We start from the raw sequence: 19801 nt of genomic DNA on the forward strand, positions 1-19801 counted from the left end.
ATCGCGCTGCGATAGCGGGTTCGAGCAAAGCCGACTCCCTTCCATACCGAGACCTTTCTCGACTCTGCCGTTGTCGCCAGCGCTCCTGATGACAGGGATTTCCCATCCCGCGATTTAAGAGAGCAAGAGCATGACAACCCTGATGAGTACCCATTCCCTGCAGATGAGTGCGGGGCACCTTCCCTTATTTGACCATCTCGAACTCGGCATTCGCGCAGGCGACCGGCTCGGCCTGATTGGCGCCAACGGCTGCGGCAAGAGCACATTGCTCGCGCTGCTGGCGGGCGAGCGCACGCCCCAGGCCGGCCGGGTCGTGCAGGCCGCCGCCTGCCGCTGCGAGTTCGTGGCCCAGCAACTGCCCGCCGGGCTTTCCACCCTCAGCACCCGCGCCGTGCTGCTGGATGCGCTCGGCAACGACCCCGCCGCCGAATGGCAGGTGGACAAGTTGCTGGCCTATCTGCAGCTGGAGGCTCAGGCCACGTTGCCGGTCAGTGCGCTGAGCGGTGGCCAGCACAGCCGGCTGCAGATAGGCCGCGCCCTGCTGCGCCAACCCAACCTGCTGCTGCTCGATGAGCCCAGCAACCACCTGGACTTGCCCGCCCTGCTCTGGCTCGAGCAGTTTCTGCTGGGCTGGCGCGGCGCCTTCGTGCTGGTCTCCCACGACGCTCGCCTGCTGGACCGCGTTACGGATCAGACCCTGATCCTGCGAGACGGCCAGTTGCACCGCTTCGCCCTGCCCTGCAGCCAGGCCAGGGCGGCGCTGGCTGCCGAGGATGAGCAGGCCCGCCTGCGCCGGGCGGATGAGCAAAAGGAGATCGACCGCCTGAGCGCCAGCAGCAAGCGCCTCGCCATCTGGGGGCGGGAGCATGACAACGAGAAGCTGGTGCGCCAGGCCAAGTCCATGGAAAAGCGCATCGCCCGCCTGCAGGAGGAGCAGAGCCAGGTGGCGGCGCTGGCCCCCTGGCGGCTCGAGCTGCGCGGAGTGAGCCTGCCTGCCGACACCCTGCTGCGACTGGAGGCCCTCGACGTATCGCCGGCACCGGCACTGCCGCCGCTGCTGCGTGCCGAGGGGCTCTGGCTGCGAGCAGGGGACAGGGTTGCCCTGCTCGGTGCCAACGGCACCGGCAAGTCCTCCCTGCTGCGCCAGTGCTGGCGCGAACTGACCATGCAGAGTCCGCAGGCGGGCTGGTACTGCCACCCCGGCGCCAGCATCGCCTATTACGATCAGTCCCTGCAGCAGCTGGCTGACGACGCCACCCTGAGCGACGCGCTGTACCCCCTGGCCCCTCTGCCTGAGGTGACGCGGCGACAGGCGCTGATCCGGGCGGGCTTCCCCTATGCCCGCCACGGCCAGCAGGTGCACACCCTGAGCGGGGGCGAGCGGGCACGGTTGCTGTTCCTCGCCCTGTCCCTCGGCAGCCACCACATGCTCTGGCTCGACGAACCCACCAATCACCTGGATCTGGCGGGCAAGGAGGAGCTGGCCGACGCCATTGCGGCCTTCCCCGGGGGCGTGCTGCTGGTCTCCCACGACCGGGAGCTGATCGAGCGCAGCTGCAACCGCTTCTGGCTGATACAGGACGGGCGCATCCAGGAGGCCCACAGTGCCGAGCGGGCCTATGCCGAGCTGCTGGGCGATGCCCCCTTGCCGCAGGCGGGCAGCCCGGCTCGATCAGGTGACCCGCAGACCGCGGCCGCCACGGGGGATGACGAAGAGGCGCTGCTGGCGCGCTGGTATGAGCTCGATGCCCTGCTCGCCGCCGATCTGGCCCGCAAGCCCAGGCACCAGACCCCGCGCCTGCAGCAGCAGTGGCGTGACGAGCTGGCGCGCCTTGCCGAGCGGCTCGGGTTTGCCTGACGCCAGCCCGGCTCATCCATCTCTTATGACGCAACACACGCGGCCAGCCACGGCTGGCCGCAAGGAGTCATCATGACATCAGCACCACCCCACATCAGGCTGGATCCCGTCACCGACACCGACCTGCCTCACATCTATCGCGGCCTCTCCGATCCCCGGGTCGTCGCCTACTACGGCGTCAGCTACGACAGCCTGGCGGCATGCCGGGCACAGATGGATTGGTATGCCGAGCTGACCCGTACCGGCCGTGGCGCCTGGCACCTCATTCGCGACCGGCACACGGGCGAGCCGCTGGGGGCCATCGGCTACAACGATGCCGACCCGACTCACCGGTGTGCCGAGCTGGGCTACTGGCTCTATCCCGAACACTGGGGCAAGGGGGTGATGAGCGCGGCGCTGCAACTCTGGCTCCCGCTCACTTACCGCACCACCGACCTGCACCGGCTGCTGGCGGTGGTGGAGGAGCCCAACCTCCCCTCCGCCCGCCTGCTGGAGCGGGCCGGTTTTCACTACGAGGGCACGGCGCGGGAGTGCGAGCGCAAGGGGGATGGCTTCATCTCCCTGCGCCACTACGCCATCTTGCGCAGCGACCTGCCCGCCAGCCTGTGACCCGCAACAACAAGCCCCGCACTGCGGGGCTTTTTTTCGGGAGTTACTTGATGGCGCAGACACCCTCATCGGACGCCGAGCGGCGGCGTCTGCGCCGCCACAGGGAGAAGCCGCCATACCCCAAGCTCAGCACGACGGCATAGAGCACCTGGGTAGCGAGGGCCAGCAGCACCAGGGTGCAGAGCAGCACGCTGAGGCCCGCCAGCCCCTTGCCGGTCCCCGACAACAAGCGCCAGCCGGCCGCCATGCAGAGCAGATAGACCAGCACGAAGTTGCCGTTGGCGTAGCGGATCAGCGCATCGAGGGGCAGACGCAGCCAGAGGATCAGGGTGATGGAGACGAAACAGATGGCGAGCACCCAGGCAAGGGCATGCAGGGGAGCGCCCCGGGCCGAGAGGCGAGAGAGGGAGACCGGCAGTTTGCCCTCCCGCGCCATGCTCCAGATAAGGCGCGCAAAACCTTGCAGGTAGATGTTGATGCTGGCGAAGCAGGAGAGATAGCCCAGCACCGCCACCAGCCACTTGGCGGTGGGGCCGAACAACAGGGAGAGCAGGGCCGGAATGGCGGTGGCATTGGTCGCCTCGTCCCCGTAGAGGTCATATTTGAGCACCACCAGCGAGTGCACCCAGTAGATGAGCCCCGCCAGCAGCACGCCCCCCAGCAGGGCAAGGGGGTAGTCCCGCTCTGGCCGCTTGAACTCCTCCCCCATGTGGGCGAAGGCCTCGAGCCCCACGAAACACCAGAACATCACCGCCAGCGCCGAGCCCATGGCGGGCCATTCGCTCGCCGTTGGCAGAGGCTGGGCGGCATCGCGCCAGCTGAGATCCCCCTTGACCCAGATAAGCAGGGTGAGCCCCAGAATGGCCAGGGCGATCAGCAGTTGCAGGTTGCCGGAGGAGCGCGCTCCCCGCAGCCCCAGCAGAAAGACCCCGAGCAGGGTGAGCAGCTGGATGCCCCAGAGGGTCCACTCCCCCATGTCGAACAGGGCGTGCCAGAAACCGGCGGCGATGGTGAGGGCGGCAGGCAGGCCCACCGGCAGCACCGCCAGAAACAGGAAAGCGGAGAAGCGCTCGGCGCCGTTGCCAAAGGCGAGGCCGATAAGGTGTGGTGCCCCGCCGGCATGGGGATAGCGGCGGCCGAGGCGGGCAAAGGTAAAGGCGATGGGCAGTACCAGCGCAATCAGCAGCAACCAGGCCCACAGCGAAGCCCCTCCCGCCAGCGAGGCGGCCGTCGCCGGCACCACGAAGATCCCGGTGCCCAGCAGCGAGGTGGCGAGCAGTCCCATCCCCTGCCAGAGCCCGAGATCCTTTTTCAACCCAGACATATCCTTTTGTCCTGTCTAGAAAAACATCCCGCCATGTTAGGCCTGCCCCGCCCCTTTGTTAAGGGCGACGGCGAGAATATGCCCGGTTTTATGCAAGGCCGTAGCCCTGGACAGCAGCCATAAGAAAGCCGCCTCTTGCGAGGCGGCTTCTTCATTCAAGCGGGTAACCGGAGTTATCAGGCAATCAGCTTGTAGATGATACCGGACATGGCGATCAGGCCGATGATGGTCACGAAGCCGTTGCTGATGTTGCCAGCGTATTTGCGCATGGCCGGCACCTTGGTGATGGCGTACATCGGCATCAGGAACAGCAGCATGGCGATGATGGGGCCGCCCAGGTCTTCAATCATGCCGAGGATGCTCGGGTTGATGGTGGCGATGGCCCAGGTGGTCAGGATCATGAACACGGCAGTCACTTTGTTCAGTTGCTTGGTGTCAACGTTCTTGCCCTTCTCGCGCAGCGCCTTGGCCATCAGGCCGTTCATGCCCTCTTGCGCACCCAGGTAGTGACCCAGGAAGGATTTGCTGATGGCAACCATGGCGATCAGCGGAGCCACGGTGGCGATAACCGGGTTGTCGAAGTGGTTGGCCAGGTAGGACAGGATGGAGATGTTCTGTTCCTTGGCAGCAGCCAGGTCAGCCGGAGAGAGGCTCAGTACGCAGCTGAATACGAAGAACATAACGGTCATCACCATCATGACGTGGGCGCCCAGCAGGATGTTGCTGCACTTCTTCTCGGCCCCTTCACCGTAACGACCCTTGTTGTCCACCGCGAAGGAGGAGATGATCGGGGAGTGGTTGAAGGAGAACACCATGACCGGAATGGCCAGCCACAGGGTCTTGATGAAATCGCCGTTGAAGGCATCACCCAGCGCCGGGGCTTCGGTGATGATGGCACCGTTCCAGTGCGGGATCAGGTAGAGCGCCAGGCCCATCAGGGTGATCACGAACGGGAATACCAGCACGCTCATCGCTTTGACGATGACCTGGCCGCCCAGACGAACAACCGCCATCAGACCCAGGATCAGCGCCAGTGACAGCACGGCACGGGGAGGTGCAGTCATGCCCAGCTGGTGAACAATCAGGCTCTCGACTGTGTTGGTGATGGCGACCGAGTACATCAGCACGATCGGGTAGATGGCAAAGAAGTAGAGCAGGGTGATGAACTTGCCTGCGGTCTTGCCGAAGTGCTCTTCCACCACTTCGGTGATGTCGCCGTCACGGGTGGAGCCGGACAGCACGAAGCGGGTCAGGCCACGGTGGGCGAAGAAGGTCAGCGGCAGGGCCAGGATCAGCATGGCAACCAGCGGCCACAGGCCACCTACACCGGCGTTGATCGGCAGGAAGAGCACACCGGCACCGATGGCGGTACCGTACAGACCCAGCATCCAGACCACATCGGCCTTGTTGATGCCACGGGAAGATGCATTACTGGCTAAGTTGCCTTCTACTGCAATGTTCATGTCAGACATAGGGGTGTTCCTGTCATCAAGGAAAATAGAAAATATCTAGTCAACCGGGCGCAATGCCCTGTCCCATTTCCCTGGAACGCTTGCAGTCCATCCCTGTTTTATTCTCATTCCCATCGCTCCGGCAAACTGGTCATCACTCCATGTAACAACCAAATTGCAACAAACAGACCGGTGGGGAGTGGGCCCGAGGGCCGCAAACGCGTCAGTTTTTACAACTCACTAACACGCCTTTGTTTCGATGAGCTGACTCTAATTAAATCCCCTTAGCGATCACAGTGTTTTTTTGAATTAATCAACCAAAGTTTGATTGGAATCGCCTTTCTGGCGTCAGAGATCACGTTTCGAGCCCAATTTTGTGAACAGCCGTTAACAAATAGCGGTAGTTTCACCCGTATCTATATCCTTATGGGTACAACAATTTCGCTACATGTGTCTGTTTGTTGGCCACGTTGTGCCTTGCCCCGCCCTGGCGTACCCTGTTGTTCAACATTTTTCCGCTGAATTAATATGGCCATCACCCGTACCGACCTCGCCGAACTGGCGGTGTTTGCCGCCGTCGCCCGTCACCAGAGCTTCAGCAAGGCCGCCCTCGAACTCGGGGTCTCGGCATCTGCCCTGAGCCACAGCCTGAAAGGGCTGGAGACCCGGCTGGGGGTGCGGCTGCTCAACCGCAGCACCCGCGCCGTGGTGCCCACCGAGGCGGGCCAGCGGTTGCTGACCCAGCTGCTGCCAACCCTGAACCATCTGGAGAGCGCACTGGGCGAGTTGACCCGTCACAGCGACGAGCCGGTGGGACGGCTGAAGATCTGCGCACCGCGCGGGGCCATCGACGACCTGCTGGCCCCGGTGTTGATCGATTACCTGGTGCGCTACCCGCGCATGCAGGTGGAAGTGGTGGAACAGGAGCTGATGCCGCGCCTCATCGAGGATGGCTATGACGCCGCTATCTTCTACGGCGATCTGCTGCCCAAGGAGATGATCGGAGTACCGCTCGGGCCGCCCCAGCGCTATCTGGTGGTGGCCTCCCCCGCCTATCTGGCCGAACACGGCACCCCGCAACACCCTCGCGAGCTGTCACGCCACGCCTGCATCGGCTACCGGCTCACCCCCTCCCATCACTACCGCTGGGCCTTCGCCGGGGAGGAGGGATCCCTGCTGGAGATAGAGGTGACGGGCCCGCTCACCACCAGCACGCCGGCCCTCTATCTGGGGGCGGCCGAGGCGGGGCTGGGGCTGGCCTACTGTCTGGAAGAGGAAGTGAGCCAAAAAGTGGCCCAGGGGAAACTGCTCACCGTGCTGGAGCCCTGGTGCCCCACCTTTGCCGGTTTTTATCTCTTCTATCCCAGCCGGCATCAGCTGGGCAGCAGCTTGCGGGCTCTCATCGACATGCTGAAAGCCCACTATCAGCCGACCAATTACTGAATTTTGCTCATCAATCCTTCAAATAGAACCAGGATTATCGCAAAAACAATATTAATCTAGACTGTCTGCTCGATAATCGAACTCCCCAAGAGAACAGATATGTCTGCCTATTTCACTCTGCGCCAGCGGGCGATGACCCGCCGTTTCTGGGGCTATGCCCTCCCTTCCGTCATGGCCATGCTGGTATCCGGCGCCTACTACCTGGTCGATGGCATCTTCGTCGGCCACTACGTGGGGGCCGCCGGCCTCGCCGGTATCAACCTGGTCTACCCGGTCATCATGGTGCTGATCGGCCTTGCCGCCATGATCAGCATGGGGGCGGCCACCGCCATCTCCTTCCAGCAGGGCGCCAGGAACACCGGGCTGGCCCGCCAGGCGCTGGTCAATGCACTCTGGCTGCTGGCGGGGCTGGGCACCGTGGCGCCGCTGCTGCTGCACTACTGGCACATCGACATCCTGCTGGCACTGGGCATCGAGCAGGGCACCGACACCTGGCAACAGGCCAGCGACTACCTCTACTGGATCGGCGGCGGTACCCTGCTGCTGGCCTGCAACCTGGCTGTGCCCTATCTGCTACGCAACGATGGCCGGCCGCGGCTCGCCATGCTGCTGGTCAGCGGCGGCGCCATCCTCAACATCATCCTCAACTACATCATGGTGGGCCGGCTGGGGCTGGGACTCATCGGTACGGCTCAGGCCACCCTCATCTCGGAAGGGGTGGTCAGCCTGCTGGGCCTGGGTTACTTCTTTACCCGTCACGCCAGATTGCGACTGGAATGGCGCCAGCTGCTGCCCAGCTTGCCGGCCATGCCCAACCTGCTGTTCACCGGTCTGCCGAGCCTCATCGCCCAGTTCAACCTTGGCCTGCTGCTGATGCTGCACAACAGCCAGCTGATGGTGCACGGCTCGGTCAAGGATCTGGCAGGCTTCACCGTGGCCGGCTACACAGAGGCGGTGTTCATCGTCATCTTGCAGGGGCTGGCCTTTGGCATCCAGCCGCTGGTCAGTCTGGCGGCCGGCGCCAAGCGCCATCGCGATCTGAAGTTCCTGATGGAGATGGGGCTCAAGATCACGCTCGTCTACGGTCTGGCGGTCTGGCTGCTGATCCAGCTGCTGCCGCGCCAGGTGGCCATGCTCTACACCGGCGATCAGGATGGCGAGCTGCTCGCGGCCGCCATCAGCAGCCTGACCCTCAATCTCGGCGCCATTCCACTGGAGGGGATCATCATGTTCGGCATCGTGCTGCTGCAATCCATGGCGCGCACCCGTCAGGCGCTGTTCATCTCCATCGCCAAGACCCTGCTGCTGCTGCCGCTCATCTTCATGCTGCCGCTCTGGTGGGGCCGCGACGGCGTGCTGTTGGCCCAGCCCACCACTGTGCTGCTGCTGACCCTGCCGCTGTGCTGGTTGCTGTGGTGCGAGTGGCACCAGCTCAAGCTGGCCTGCGCCCCGCACACCAGGTGCTCGCCCAAGGCGCTTGCCCGTCAGCAGGTCACGCTGGCACGGCGCGCAGGCTGATGCGCGGCTAACCCAGCCGGCTGGCGCAGGTGCGGATCTCGGGCTCGACCAGCGCCTGCTGGGCGGCCACCAGCTGCAGCTCGTAGGCGCCCGCCAGCCAGGTCTGGGCCAGCACCATGTCTACGCTGGCATTGGTGCGCTCGAACGCCGCCACCGGCGTGAAGCCAGCCAGCAGGTTGGCCAGCATGGTCGCACTCAGCAGATCCCCCACCCCGATGGGCTGACGCTGAAACTCATAGAGGGGGCGCGAGATATGAAACGCCCCCTCTTCGCACACCAGCAACATCTCGAACCGATCCAGGCTCAAGCCGGCGCGGCCCAGATGCTTGACCATAACCAGCTCGACGCCCCCCTCACGCAGTTGCTGGCAGGCGGCCAGCGCCTCGCTCAGGTTGCAGATCTCACGGCCGGTGAGCTGCTCCAGCTCCAGCAGATTGGGGGCCAGCAGGTCGGCGCAGGCCAGCGCGCGGTTTTTCAGAAAATCGGCGACGCCGGGCGCGACGATACACCCCTTGTCGGGATGCCCCATCACGGGGTCGCAAAAATAGCGGGCATGCGGATTGAGCGCCTTGAGGTGGGCCACCGCCGCCAGGATCTCCTCCCCCTGCTCGGCCGAGCCGAGATAACCGCTCAGGATCGCATCGCACTGCCCCAGCACACCGATGTCGGCCAGCCCCGCCATCAGCTGGCGGATATGGCCGTTTGGCATCACCATCCCCTGCCAGCCTGCGCTGTACTGGGTATGGTTGGAAAATTGCACCGTGTTGACGGGCCACACCTCCAGCCCCATGCGGCGCATGGGAAACACGGCGGCGCTGTTGCCGGCGCAGCCGAACACCACGTGGGACTGGATGGAGAGAACTCGCTTCATGCTGACTCGCAAAAAAATGGATGAACCAAAATGGGAAAAACGGGCCTTGCGGCCCGTTGTTGTCACTCTCGCTTAACGCAGCACCTTGACGGTGTAGCTGCCGTCGGCCTGACGATAGAGGCCGTGGATGTCGGTCTCGAAGCCCGGGTAGTGGGCACCGATCTCGCACAGCATCTCGAGGAACTCGAGCACCGGCAGGGAATCCTGGGTCACCATCTCGCCCGGCAGTACCAGCGGTACTCCCGGCGGGTAGGGCAGGATCATGTTGGCGCTGATGCGGTCCACCATGTCGCGCAGCGGCACTTCCACCACGTTGCCGGCCAGCTCCTGCTGCCAGGCGGCATGCGGGGTCATCTTCATTTCCGGCAGCACGTCGAACGCCTTGAACATCAGCTCCGGCAGACGGTACTTGCTGGTCAGCTCGTGAATGCGCTGGGCCAGCTCCTGGATGCGCATCCCTTCGTAGAAGCTCGGGTCTTCACGATAGAGGCTCGGCAGTATGCTCTTGATGGTCAGGTTCAGGTCGTAGCCACGCTTGAACTCGGTCAGGGCACGCAGCAGCTGCATCGCCTTGGACTGATCGATACCGATGGAGAAGAGGAACAGCAGGTTGTAGGGGCCGGTCTTCTCCACCACGATGCCGCGCTCGTCCAGGAACTTGGAGACCAGGGACGCCGGGAGACCGCGCTCCAGCAGCTGGCCATCACGACCCATGCCCGGGGTCAGCAGGGTCACCTTGATGGGATCCAGGTACATGTGGTTGTCATCGATGTCCTTGAAGCCGTGCCAGTCATCCTTCGGATCCAGCTTCCAGCACTCGACGGTGTCGATGTCGTCCGGCTGCCATACGTCGAAGAACCAGCCTTCGCTCTGCTCACGCAGGCGCTTGATCTCTTTGCGGAAAGAGATGGCGCGATCGATGGAGTCCTTGATCAGCCGCTTGCCGGTGTTGCCCCGCATCATAGCTGCGGAGATCTCGGTCGATGCCACAATGCCGTACTGCGGCGAGGTGGAGGTGTGCATCATGAAGGCTTCGTTGAAGGTCTCTTCCTCCACGTCACCCTTGATGTGGATCATCGACGCCTGGGAGAAGGCCGCCAGCAGCTTGTGGGTGGACTGGGTTTCGTAGAACACCTTGCCCGGCATGGCTTCGCCGCTCATGCCGCACTTGCCTTCGTAGATCGGGCTGAAGTTGGTGTAGGGCACCCAGGCACTGTCGAAGTGGATGTAGGGGGTGTCCAGCGCCTCCTTGATGAAGCCGGTGTTGTAGAGCAGGCCGTCATAGGTGGAGTTGGTGATCACGGCGTAGCGCGGCGCCTGGGCACCCGGAGTGGCGGCCACCTTGGCAGCGATGGTATCGCGGCTGAATTCGCTCTGCGGGATGCCACCCAGAATACCGTAGGCGTTGCGGGTCGGACGGAAGTAGATCGGGGTCACGTCGTTCATCATCATCAGGTGAGTGAGCGACTTGTGGCAGTTGCGATCCACCAGCACGGTACTGCCGGCCGGCGCCGAGTACATGCCGACAATCTTGTTGGCGGTGGAGGTGCCGTTGGTGACGATGTAGGAGCGATCGGCGTTGAAGGTACGGGCGATGTACTCCTCGGCTTCCTTGTGCGGACCGGAGTGATCCAGCAGGGAGCCCAGCTCCGGCATGGAGATGGAGACGTCCGCCTTGAACGCGTTCGGGCCGTAGAAGTCATAGAAGATGCTGCCGGCCGGGCTCATCTGGAAGGCGGTACCGCCCATGTGACCCGGGGTACAGAAGGTGTACTTGCCCTCTTCCACGTACTTGAACAGCGCCTTGGTGAAGGGCGGCAGGATGGCATCTTGGTACTCCTGGGTGGCCTGACCCATCTTGAGGGCGATGTCGTCAGCCATGCCGAGACGGTACTCGAAGAAGTGCACGTTCAGGCGCAGGTCGGTCAGGTGAATGTCCAGGGTGGACTGGTCGTTGGCGAAGGCGAAGATCGGCAGCTTCTCGTTGCGATCGTGGATCTCCTTGCACAGACCCAGGGAGTATTTGTCCCAGTCGAAGATGGCGCCGCAAACGCGGGGGTTCTTCTCGATGAGTTTCAGCAAGTCGGCCACATCGACCGGATAGACGACCTCGAAACCCTTGCGCTCGAGGGAGGCTTGCAGCTGGCGAATGGGTTCTTCTTTAAAGAAAACGCCGAGGTGGTTGAGGATGGCAATGATGTTCATCTTGATGCTCCACACGTAAGAGGGCGCTCTCCATCAGGGATGGTGAGTGAAGAGCGCTCGGAAGATAAAAGGGGAAATCAGTTGCTGGGCTGTTCGCTCAGCAGGGCATCGTGCTGACGCAGGCCCAGTTTTTTGGCGTAGAACATCAGGATGATGAGCGACACCACGAAGGTTGCTGTGAGGTTGGAACCCTTGGCGCCCATCAGGGCAATCAGGCAGAAGACGCAGGCCACACCGGAGAAGATCATGGCGCCGATGCTGCGGGAGGTCATGCCCTCGAAACGGATAAGGTTAATGCTGGAGTAGAAGTAGGGCAGCATGGTCAGCAGCACCGCATCTGTGGTCAGCACGTTGAAGAGGTCGGCCGCGTGGGCGGACTGGGAGGTGAAGGCGGTCAGGCCGATCATCAGCGCAGTCATCTTGAGGGAGCCCAGGATCAGACCCTTCTTGGCCACGCCGTTCTTGTCCACTTCGCCGTAGATTTTCGGGAAGTTGCCGTCGTGGGCGGCGCGCTTGCCCGCCTCGCCCACCAGCATCATCCAGGAGCCCAGCGAGGTGAAGCAGGCCAAGGCGGTGAAGGCGGAGACGAACGGCGCGGACCAGTTGCCGAAGATGACGGAGGAAGCCATGGCAAACGGGGCGCCGGAGGCCGCCACTTCACCGGCCGGGAACATGCCGCTGATCACCTGGGTGGAGAGGATGTAGATGACCCCCGCGATACCGGTGCCCAGCATGGTAGCGAGCGGTACGGTGCGCTTGGGATTCTTCACCATGCCGGAGGAGACGGCAGCAGACTCCACCCCCACGAAGGACCAGAGGCAGATGAGCACGGCGCTGATGACCGCATGCAGGTCGCTGCCGCTGGTGGTGTTCCAGTTCTGGCTGTAGACGGCGGCATCAAAATGGCCCCAACCCACCAGGGCGGTGCCCACCACCGGCAGCAGGATCAGCACCAGACCCAGGGTACAGAGCCGGCTCACCCAGCTGCCGCCCAGCAGGTTGACCAGGGTGAAGATCCAGACGGCGGCGATGGTGGCCGCGGCGGCCGGGATCGGGCTGTTGAGGATCGGGAAGAAGACGGAGAGGTAGGAGACGCCGGTGATGGCGATGGCCAGGTTGCCGATCCAGTTGGCGTGGTAGTAGAGCACACCGGTCTGGAAGCCGAACACCGGGGAGATCTCGCCGGCGTAGGCGATGGGGCCGCCCTCCTGCGGGTTCTTGGTGGCGAGGCGGGCGAACACGAAGGCCAGCCCCATGGCGCCGACCAGGCAGATTGCCCAGCTGAACACAGAGATGGAACCTATGGTGGCCAGGGCCGAGGGCAGCAGCGCGATACCGCTCCCCATCATGTTGCCGGCCACCACACCTGTACAGGCGACAAGGCCGATCTTCTTGCTCGTATCTAGGGACATAAAATCTCCGGGTCGATATTAAGGCATCAAACACACGCTTGGCGGAGCCTTCCGCCAATCAATGGCCACAGACTAGGCCTCTGCGCCCCGGAAAACATAAAGTCCCGCTAAGGGATAAAAACATGAGCAAACTTTTTCAGCCCGCCCGTCAAAGCCGATAAAAACAGAGTTAAAACAGCATGTTGACTGAAGGTGCCGCAAGCATCTTGATAAAATCTTGATATCCGTCGCCCCCCTTGATGAGACCACCCGGTGCCACCCGAACCACCTTGATATTTTTCTGATGACCCGCTGCGGTACAGCTGGGCCAACAACCCCCTCTCCCCCGAACTGCATATGCCAAAGCGACCCCCTTTTCCCCTCACCGCCCTTCATTGCACCGCTCGCTTTGCACGACCCGAGATCACCCAGGCCGGCATAACGCCCCCTCACACACCAAACGGACGAAGTGATGACCCGGTGCGATATCGACTAAGGCGGCCAGGTCGCCGGGGCGACGGTCACGGCTGTCGGCATCGACAGGCTGCAGCTGCAAATGGCGGTCGGGGCTTGATCAGCAGAGGGATGGCGCAGCCACAGGCCTGCCATGGCCAGTCGTTGTTGCGAGTCAGGGATAGGGATAGGGATAGGGATAGAAGAGCAAGCCCGAGTGCCCATGGGAGGGCAAGAAACACGCAGGCCGCCCGTGGGCGGCCTGCGAACAGCGGGGCGGCGCGCGGCCGGCGCCGCTCAGAACAGCTTGACCTTGCTCTGGCCCAGGGCGTTGAACAGCGCCGGGGTGAGGGTTTCCATGTTGCTGTAGAAGCCGAGCTGCTGGCAGAGCAGGTAGGTCTGCTCGGTCGCCTCCATCAGAAAGGCTTGGCTGTAGGCATCCCCCGCCGCTTCCGGGTGGCCATCCAGCTCCGCCAGCTTGCCGCGCAATATGTGATAGAGCACAGAGCGGCCCCGGCTGCCGGCCTCGCCCAGCAGACGGTTGGCCTCCTGCTGCTGGCCGCCCAGAATGGCCTGCAGGGTCAGCGCCTCCCACACCCGGGCCGGCTGCACAGGCTGGCTCTGAACCACCCGGGCCAGGTGAGCACCTATCTGCTGCAACCGGTCGCTCTGGGGGGTGCCCGTCAGAGTTGCCAGCGCCTCCCCGGCCAGATAGCGCTCCGCCAGCAGCAGCGGCTGATCCGGCTGGCTGGTCAGCGACTTGTCGAGCAGCTCGACGCCACGCTTGAGGGCCACCGGATCCTGGCTGTTGATGTAGTAGTGCGCCTCCATCATGGCCATCAAGGCGCCGTCATCGGTGGGCCAGCCCATGCCAGGCTGCGCGTCGGGCTGATTGAGGGCGCTCAGCAGATCCCGGCTGCTCGCCTGCAAGACCCCGTGCACGTTGTGGCGGCTGAGCTGGTACTGGTGGCTGAACAGCACCCGGTTGGTGTTGATGTTGCGGTACTCCAGATCGAGATAGGTGCCCCCCGGCTGGCGGGAGACCCGCACGCTCAGCTCCTTGCCGGGCAGGATGCCCCCCATCAGGGTGTTGGCACCGTACTGCACCCGCAGCGGCGTGGCGGCGGCCACCTCCCCCATCAGGGCGCGGGTGATGCCGTCGGCGAGGCGCACGTTCTCGTTGCTACCATCCATGCCGGAGTGAAAGCGAAACACCAGCAGCTCGGGATCCAGCATGGAGTGCACCTGGGGACTGGTGTGCTGATAGCTGAGCAGGCTGACTAGGGCGACCAGGATCGCCACCACGAAGATATCGAACCCCACCAGCTTCCAGCGACTGCCCCCCTCCCTGGCATGGGTGGTGACGGCGCGGGTCAACGGGCCGGCCGGGAAGGGGGTGACGTTGGCCTGCTCCTCCTCTTCATCGAGGTCTGGCATCGCGAGCGGCGGCCGGGGGGCACTCACGCTCTCCTGCTCGCCTGCCATCACCACCGAGACCACCTGCTGCGGTCGCACCGGCGCCACCAGCTTGTAGCCGCGCTTGGGCACCGTGACTATGTAGTCGGCGGCGTCGTTGCGGCCATCCTTGAGGATCTTGCGCAGCTCGAAAATGGATTGGGTGACCACCTGATCGGTCACCTCGGCGCCGTCCCACACCTCGTTGATCAGGCAGTCGCGCCCGAACACTGTGCCGGCGTTGCTCGCCAGGAAACGCAACAGATTGACCAGCCGGGGCTCGAGGTAGACCTCGCGGTCGGGGCGACAGAGCATATTGTCGTCGACGCTCAGGGTCCAGTCGTGGATCTCAAAAACCGATTCGCTCATGATTCACTCGCTGCAGATGGAGACGATGCAAGATGAGAGTGACGTAACACCGGGCGGCTGAACGGGCAGCAGGGCGCTGCAAAAGGCAGTGCCGCCGGCAGGGTGAACATTCCTGTGAGTCAGGCCGGGCTGGCCTGTTTACGTCCGCAGAGCGTCCTTGCGGGCATGCCGATCGGGTCGATCGGAAAGGGTCACTTTAAGCAAAACGGGAGTGGGATCCCACTTTTTTTGGCCACAAATCGCCGCTGAATTGATCCAACATGGGGGTTTTGGCAAACATCGTGCCAACAGGTATCCATATGGACAGGATCTTTCCCTGCCGACAGGGCGTCTGCCGCCATAAAAAAGAAGGCCCCCGCAGTGCGAGGGCCTTTCATCATCCATTTGTTCCCGACCGGGCTCAGCAGTAGCCGTAGCCCAGCAGACGCTGGTAGCGCTGCTCCAGCAGCTGCTCGTTGTCGAGGGGACGCAGGGCGTTGAGATCCTGCTGGATGCGGTCTTTCAGGTGCTTGGCCATCTTCTCCACATTGCGGTGGGCGCCGCCGAGCGGCTCCTCGACGATGTTGTCGATGAGCTTCAGCTCTTTCAGACGCTGGGCCGTGATGCCCATGGCATCGGCAGCCACCGGCGCCTTGTCGGCGCTCTTCCACAGGATGGAGGCGCACCCTTCCGGCGAGATGACGGAGTAGGTGGAGTACTGCAGCATGTTGACGCGATCGCCGACACCGATGGCCAGGGCGCCGCCGGAGCCGCCTTCACCGATCACGGTGCAGACCACCGGCACGGTCAGACCGGCCATCACTTTCAGGTTGCGGGCAATCGCTTCGGACTGGCCACGCTCCTCGGCACCGACGCCCGGGTAGGCGCCCGGGGTGTCGATGAAGGTGATGATCGGCATCTTGAAGCGCTCGGCCATCTCCATCAGGCGCAGGGCCTTGCGGTACCCTTCCGGGCGCGGCATGCCGAAGTTGCGCTTGATCTTCTCCTTGGTCTCGCGCCCCTTCTGGTGGCCGATGACCATCACAGGCTCGCCGTCCAGACGGGCGATGCCACCGACGATGGCCTTGTCATCGGCATAGGCGCGATCGCCGGCCAGCTCGTCGAAATCGGTGAAGATGTGCTCGATGTAGTCGAGGGTATAGGGGCGCTGTGGATGACGCGCCATCTGTGACACCTGCCAGGCGCCCAGATCGCCGAAGATCTTCTTGGTCAGCTCTTCGTTTTTCTTCTCCAGCCGACGAATATCTTCGCTCAGATCCACGGCACTGTTGTGCTCGCTCACATGGCGCAGTTCATCGATCTGTGCCTGCAACTCGGCGATCGGCTGTTCAAAATCCAGAAAAAGACTCATAGGGACTATAGATCCTCTAATCAAAAACCAATTCAACCCGCTCTCGTCCCAGCAGGACGCGCAAGTCATCTATCAGTTGATCGGTGGGCGTCACCCGCCACTCGGTGCCGAGCGTCAATCGCACCCGGGAGCCGGGGCGACGATAGTTTACCTGAACCGGACAGACTCCGGCACGGGCGGGCTCCAAAATCTCGCACAAACGCGGGAAAAAGCGATCATCGATTCGCTGTTCATCGAGAGAGATGCGGATTGCCCTGGCAAAACGCTCTCTCGCATCGTTGATATCCAGTAATTCACGGGCCGACATTTTAAGGCCACCGGAGAAGTCATCAAAGCTGACCTGTCCAGAAACCACCAAAATACGGTCTTTTTGCATCAACTCTTCATATTTTTCCAGCGCTTCACTGAACAGGGTCACATCGAGGCGACCGGAACGGTCGTCCAGGGTGAAGATCCCCATCTTGTTGCCGCGCTTGGTCACCATGCTGCGCGCCGCGATCACCAGCCCCGCTGCCGTGGTCACGGTATCGCGGGAGGTGGGATGCAGATCGCACAGGCGACCCGAGGTGTAACGACGTAATTCGCCGCTGTACTGGTTGATGGGGTGACCGGTCAGGTAGAGCCCGAGGGTTTCGCGCTCCCCTTCCAGCCACACCTTGTCGGGCCAGTGCGGCACGTTGGCGAACGCCTTCTTGACGTCGTCTATCTCCTCGGTGAGCACGCCGAACATGTCGACCTGCCCCACCGCCTGGGCCTTGGCGTGCTGCTCGGCGGCGCGCATCGCCTCCTCCAGGGTCGCCATCAGGGCGGCGCGGTGAGGGCCGAGCCGGTCCATGGCGCCGGAGAGGATAAGCTTCTCCATCACCCGCTTGTTGAGCTTCTTGATGTCGACCCGGTTGCAGAAGTCGAACAGGTCGCGGAACGGGCCATCCCGATCCCGTGCTTCCAGGATCGCATCGATGGGACCTTCCCCCACCCCCTTCACCGCGCCTATGCCGTAGACGATATGACCGTCCTCGTTGACGCTGAAGCGGTAGCGACCGGTGTTGACGTCCGGCGGGATCACCGTCAGCCCCATCCGCTGACACTCGTCCACCAGGGTCACTATCTTGTCGGTGTTGTCCATGTCGGCGGTCATGACCGCCGCCATGAACTCGGCCGGGAAGTGGGTCTTGAGCCAGAGGGTCTGGTAGGAGACCAGGGCATAGGCGGCGGAGTGCGATTTGTTGAAGCCGTAGCCCGCGAACTTCTCCACCAGGTCGAAGATCTTCATCGCCAGCTCGCCGTCGACGCCGTTCTTGATGGCTCCCTCTTCAAAACCGGCCCGCTGCTTGGCCATCTCCTCGGGCTTTTTCTTGCCCATGGCCCGGCGCAGCATATCCGCGCCCCCCAGGGTGTACCCGGCCAGGGTCTGGGCGATCTGCATCACCTGCTCCTGGTAGAGGATGATGCCGTAGGTGGGCTCCAGGATGGGTTGCAGACTCTCGTGCTGCCACTTCTCGTCCGGATAGGAGATGGCTTCATTGCCGTGTTTGCGGTCGATGAAGTTGTCCACCATGCCTGACTGGAGCGGGCCCGGCCGGAACAGGGCCACCAGCGCGATCATGTCTTCGAAGCAGTCCGGCTGCAGCCGCTTGATGAGATCCTTCATGCCGCGGGATTCGAGCTGGAATACCGCGGTGGTTTCGTAGCGCTGCAGCAGGTCGAACGAGCGCTTGTCGTCGATGGGGATGGCGGCGATGTCGACCGGCGGCTTGCCCTCTTTGGCAAGGCGCGGGTTGATCATGCCAAGGGCCCAGTCGATGATGGTGAGCGTGCGCAGACCCAGGAAGTCGAACTTCACCAGGCCGGCGTACTCCACGTCGTTCTTGTCGAACTGGGTGACCGGGTGATGGCCCTCGTCATCGCAGTAGAGCGGCGCAAAGTCGGTGATCTTGGTGGGCGCGATCACCACGCCACCAGCGTGTTTGCCGGCGTTGCGCACCACCCCTTCCAGCCGGCGCGCCATGTCGATGAGATCCTTGACCTCCTCGTCCTGCTCGTAGAGCTCGGGCAACTTGGGCTCGGCCTCGAACGCCTTGGCCAGGGTCATGCCGGGATCCGGCGGAATGAGTTTCGAGATGCGATCGACGAAACCGTAGGCGTGGCCCAACACCCTTCCTACGTCCCGTACCACCGCCTTGGCCGCCATGCTGCCGAAGGTGATGATCTGGGACACCGCATCCCGGCCGTACATCTCGGAGACGTGCTCGATCACCTCATCCCGTCGGTCCATGCAGAAGTCGACGTCGAAGTCGGGCATGGAGACCCGCTCGGGGTTCAGGAAACGTTCGAACAGCAGGTCAAATTCGAGTGGATCCAGGTCGGTGATCTTGAGGGCGTAGGCCACCAGCGACCCCGCACCCGACCCCCGGCCCGGACCGACCGGGATGCCGTTGTCCTTGGACCACTGGATAAACTCCATCACGATGAGGAAGTAACCCGGAAAGCCCATCTGGTTGATCACTTTCAGCTCGATGTCGAGGCGCTCGTCGTACTCGGGACGACGCTCGGCCCGCACAGCCGGATCCGGGAACAGGAACTCGAGTCGCTCCTCCAGCCCCTCTTTCGACTTGGCCACCAGGAAGTCTTCGGTGGTCATGTCGCCGGTGGGGAAGTTGGGCAGGAAGTATTCACCCAGACGCACCGTCACGTTGCAGCGCTTGGCGATCTCCACCGTGTTCTCCAGCGCCTCCGGGATGTCGGCGAACAGCTCGCACATCTCGTCCTGGCTGCGCAGGTACTGCTGCGGGCTGTAGCGGCGCGGGCGACGCTTGTCCATCAGGGTGTAGCCGTCGTGGATGGCGACCCGGATCTCGTGGGCGTCGAAGTCATCGGCGGTGAGGAACACCACCTCGTTGGTGGCCACCACCGGCAGCGCGAACTCGCTCGCGAGGTTCACCGCCATGTGGAGGTAGACCTCCTCGTCGGGGCGACCAGTGCGCAGCAGCTCCAGGTAGTAGGCGTCAGGGAAGTGGGTCTGGTAGAAGGCGACGCACTGCTCGGTCATCTGGCGGTTGCCCTTGAGCAGGAACTTGCCCACGTCCCCCTCACGACCGCCGGAGAGCACGATCACTCCCTTGGCGTGCTCGACCAGCCACTCCTTGTCGATGACCGGCCGTCCCTGCACATGACCGCGCTGATAGCCACGGGAGATGAGCAGGGTGATGTTCTGGTAGCCGTCGTTGTCCATGGCGAGCAGGGTGAGACGAAACTGCTCGTCGCCGAGTTCACTGCTCTGCACCCAGAAGTCTGCACCGACCAGGGGTTTGATCCCCTTGCCGTGGGCGGCGCCATAGAAGCGCACCAGGCCGCACATGTTCATCTGGTCGGTCAGGGCCAGCGCCGGCATGTTGTCGGCCGCCGCGGCGCCGACGATGGGGTTGATCTTCTGCAGACCATCCACCATGGAGAAGTCGGTATGCACCCGCAGGTGAATGAAACGGGGGTCAGCCATCGTCATG

Annotated in this window: 12 protein-coding genes; 4 read left to right on the forward strand and 8 right to left on the reverse strand. The window is 63.2% G+C overall.

The window, feature by feature from the left end:
- Positions 1-130: 130 nt before the first annotated feature.
- On the forward strand, positions 131-1858 hold the full coding sequence (locus tag ACB031_RS12315) for an ABC-F family ATP-binding cassette domain-containing protein (protein WP_113069826.1): 1728 nt from the start codon (positions 131-133) through the stop codon (positions 1856-1858).
- 72 nt (positions 1859-1930) lie between these two features.
- Positions 1931-2467, forward strand: coding sequence for a GNAT family N-acetyltransferase (locus ACB031_RS12320; RefSeq protein ID WP_113069825.1), 537 nt, complete (start codon positions 1931-1933; stop codon positions 2465-2467).
- Between the two features lie 43 nt (positions 2468-2510).
- Here the strand turns inward: ACB031_RS12320 and yjeH are convergent, their stop codons facing one another.
- Complete coding sequence (gene yjeH, locus ACB031_RS12325; RefSeq protein ID WP_041211297.1) at positions 2511-3791, reverse strand: L-methionine/branched-chain amino acid transporter; 1281 nt, start codon at positions 3789-3791, stop codon at positions 2511-2513.
- 176 nt (positions 3792-3967) lie between these two features.
- Positions 3968-5263, reverse strand: a complete 1296-nt coding sequence (locus ACB031_RS12330; protein WP_005303413.1) for an HAAAP family serine/threonine permease — start codon at positions 5261-5263, stop codon at positions 3968-3970.
- Between the two features lie 507 nt (positions 5264-5770).
- On the opposite strand from ACB031_RS12330, the gene ACB031_RS12335 reads away from it, so the two are divergent.
- Both ACB031_RS12335 and ACB031_RS12340 read left to right on the forward strand, forming a co-directional pair.
- Positions 5771-6685: a LysR family transcriptional regulator gene (locus ACB031_RS12335; protein WP_123245516.1), complete on the forward strand. Its 915-nt coding sequence runs from the start codon at positions 5771-5773 to the stop codon at positions 6683-6685.
- Between the two features lie 99 nt (positions 6686-6784).
- Entirely contained in the window at positions 6785-8203 is a 1419-nt protein-coding gene (locus ACB031_RS12340; protein WP_371139654.1) for an MATE family efflux transporter, read from the forward strand.
- Between the two features lie 7 nt (positions 8204-8210).
- On the opposite strand, the gene pdxY is transcribed toward ACB031_RS12340, so the two are convergent.
- The 6 genes from pdxY to dnaE form a co-directional block, all read right to left on the reverse strand.
- On the reverse strand, positions 8211-9074 hold the full coding sequence (pdxY, locus tag ACB031_RS12345; RefSeq protein WP_099359535.1) for a pyridoxal kinase PdxY: 864 nt from the start codon (positions 9072-9074) through the stop codon (positions 8211-8213).
- Between the two features lie 72 nt (positions 9075-9146).
- Positions 9147-11279, reverse strand: a complete 2133-nt coding sequence (locus ACB031_RS12350; protein WP_017781887.1) for a lysine decarboxylase CadA — start codon at positions 11277-11279, stop codon at positions 9147-9149.
- Between the two features lie 77 nt (positions 11280-11356).
- Positions 11357-12691: a cadaverine/lysine antiporter gene (gene cadB, locus ACB031_RS12355; RefSeq protein WP_005303424.1), complete on the reverse strand. Its 1335-nt coding sequence runs from the start codon at positions 12689-12691 to the stop codon at positions 11357-11359.
- Positions 12692-13420: 729 nt separating this feature from the next.
- The gene (gene cadC / locus ACB031_RS12360; protein WP_206219611.1) at positions 13421-14947 is read right to left on the reverse strand and encodes a lysine decarboxylation/transport transcriptional activator CadC; all 1527 of its coding nucleotides are present in this window, start codon (positions 14945-14947) and stop codon (positions 13421-13423) included.
- Between the two features lie 400 nt (positions 14948-15347).
- Positions 15348-16298, reverse strand: a complete 951-nt coding sequence (gene accA / locus ACB031_RS12365; RefSeq protein WP_005303428.1) for an acetyl-CoA carboxylase carboxyl transferase subunit alpha — start codon at positions 16296-16298, stop codon at positions 15348-15350.
- A 16-nt stretch (positions 16299-16314) separates the two neighbouring features.
- Positions 16315-19794: a DNA polymerase III subunit alpha gene (dnaE, locus tag ACB031_RS12370; protein WP_005303432.1), complete on the reverse strand. Its 3480-nt coding sequence runs from the start codon at positions 19792-19794 to the stop codon at positions 16315-16317.
- Positions 19795-19801: the final 7 nt, after the last annotated feature.

Source organism: Aeromonas sp. S8(2024) (assembly GCF_041403085.1).
Taxonomy (GTDB): domain Bacteria; phylum Pseudomonadota; class Gammaproteobacteria; order Enterobacterales; family Aeromonadaceae; genus Aeromonas; species Aeromonas dhakensis.

Bases quoted from the DNA above. Each gene is read 5' to 3' on its own strand.
- ACB031_RS12315 (WP_113069826.1), top strand. From the start codon at position 131: ATGACAACCCTGATGAGTACCCATTCCCTGCAGATGAGTGCGGGGCAC.
- ACB031_RS12320 (WP_113069825.1), top strand. From the start codon at position 1,931: ATGACATCAGCACCACCCCACATCAGGCTGGATCCCGTCACCGACACC.
- yjeH (WP_041211297.1), bottom strand. From the start codon at position 3,791: ATGTCTGGGTTGAAAAAGGATCTCGGGCTCTGGCAGGGGATGGGACTG.
- ACB031_RS12330 (WP_005303413.1), bottom strand. From the start codon at position 5,263: ATGTCTGACATGAACATTGCAGTAGAAGGCAACTTAGCCAGTAATGCA.
- ACB031_RS12335 (WP_123245516.1), top strand. From the start codon at position 5,771: ATGGCCATCACCCGTACCGACCTCGCCGAACTGGCGGTGTTTGCCGCC.
- ACB031_RS12340 (WP_371139654.1), top strand. From the start codon at position 6,785: ATGTCTGCCTATTTCACTCTGCGCCAGCGGGCGATGACCCGCCGTTTC.
- pdxY (WP_099359535.1), bottom strand. From the start codon at position 9,074: ATGAAGCGAGTTCTCTCCATCCAGTCCCACGTGGTGTTCGGCTGCGCC.
- ACB031_RS12350 (WP_017781887.1), bottom strand. From the start codon at position 11,279: ATGAACATCATTGCCATCCTCAACCACCTCGGCGTTTTCTTTAAAGAA.
- cadB (WP_005303424.1), bottom strand. From the start codon at position 12,691: ATGTCCCTAGATACGAGCAAGAAGATCGGCCTTGTCGCCTGTACAGGT.
- cadC (WP_206219611.1), bottom strand. From the start codon at position 14,947: ATGAGCGAATCGGTTTTTGAGATCCACGACTGGACCCTGAGCGTCGAC.
- accA (WP_005303428.1), bottom strand. From the start codon at position 16,298: ATGAGTCTTTTTCTGGATTTTGAACAGCCGATCGCCGAGTTGCAGGCA.
- dnaE (WP_005303432.1), bottom strand. From the start codon at position 19,794: ATGGCTGACCCCCGTTTCATTCACCTGCGGGTGCATACCGACTTCTCC.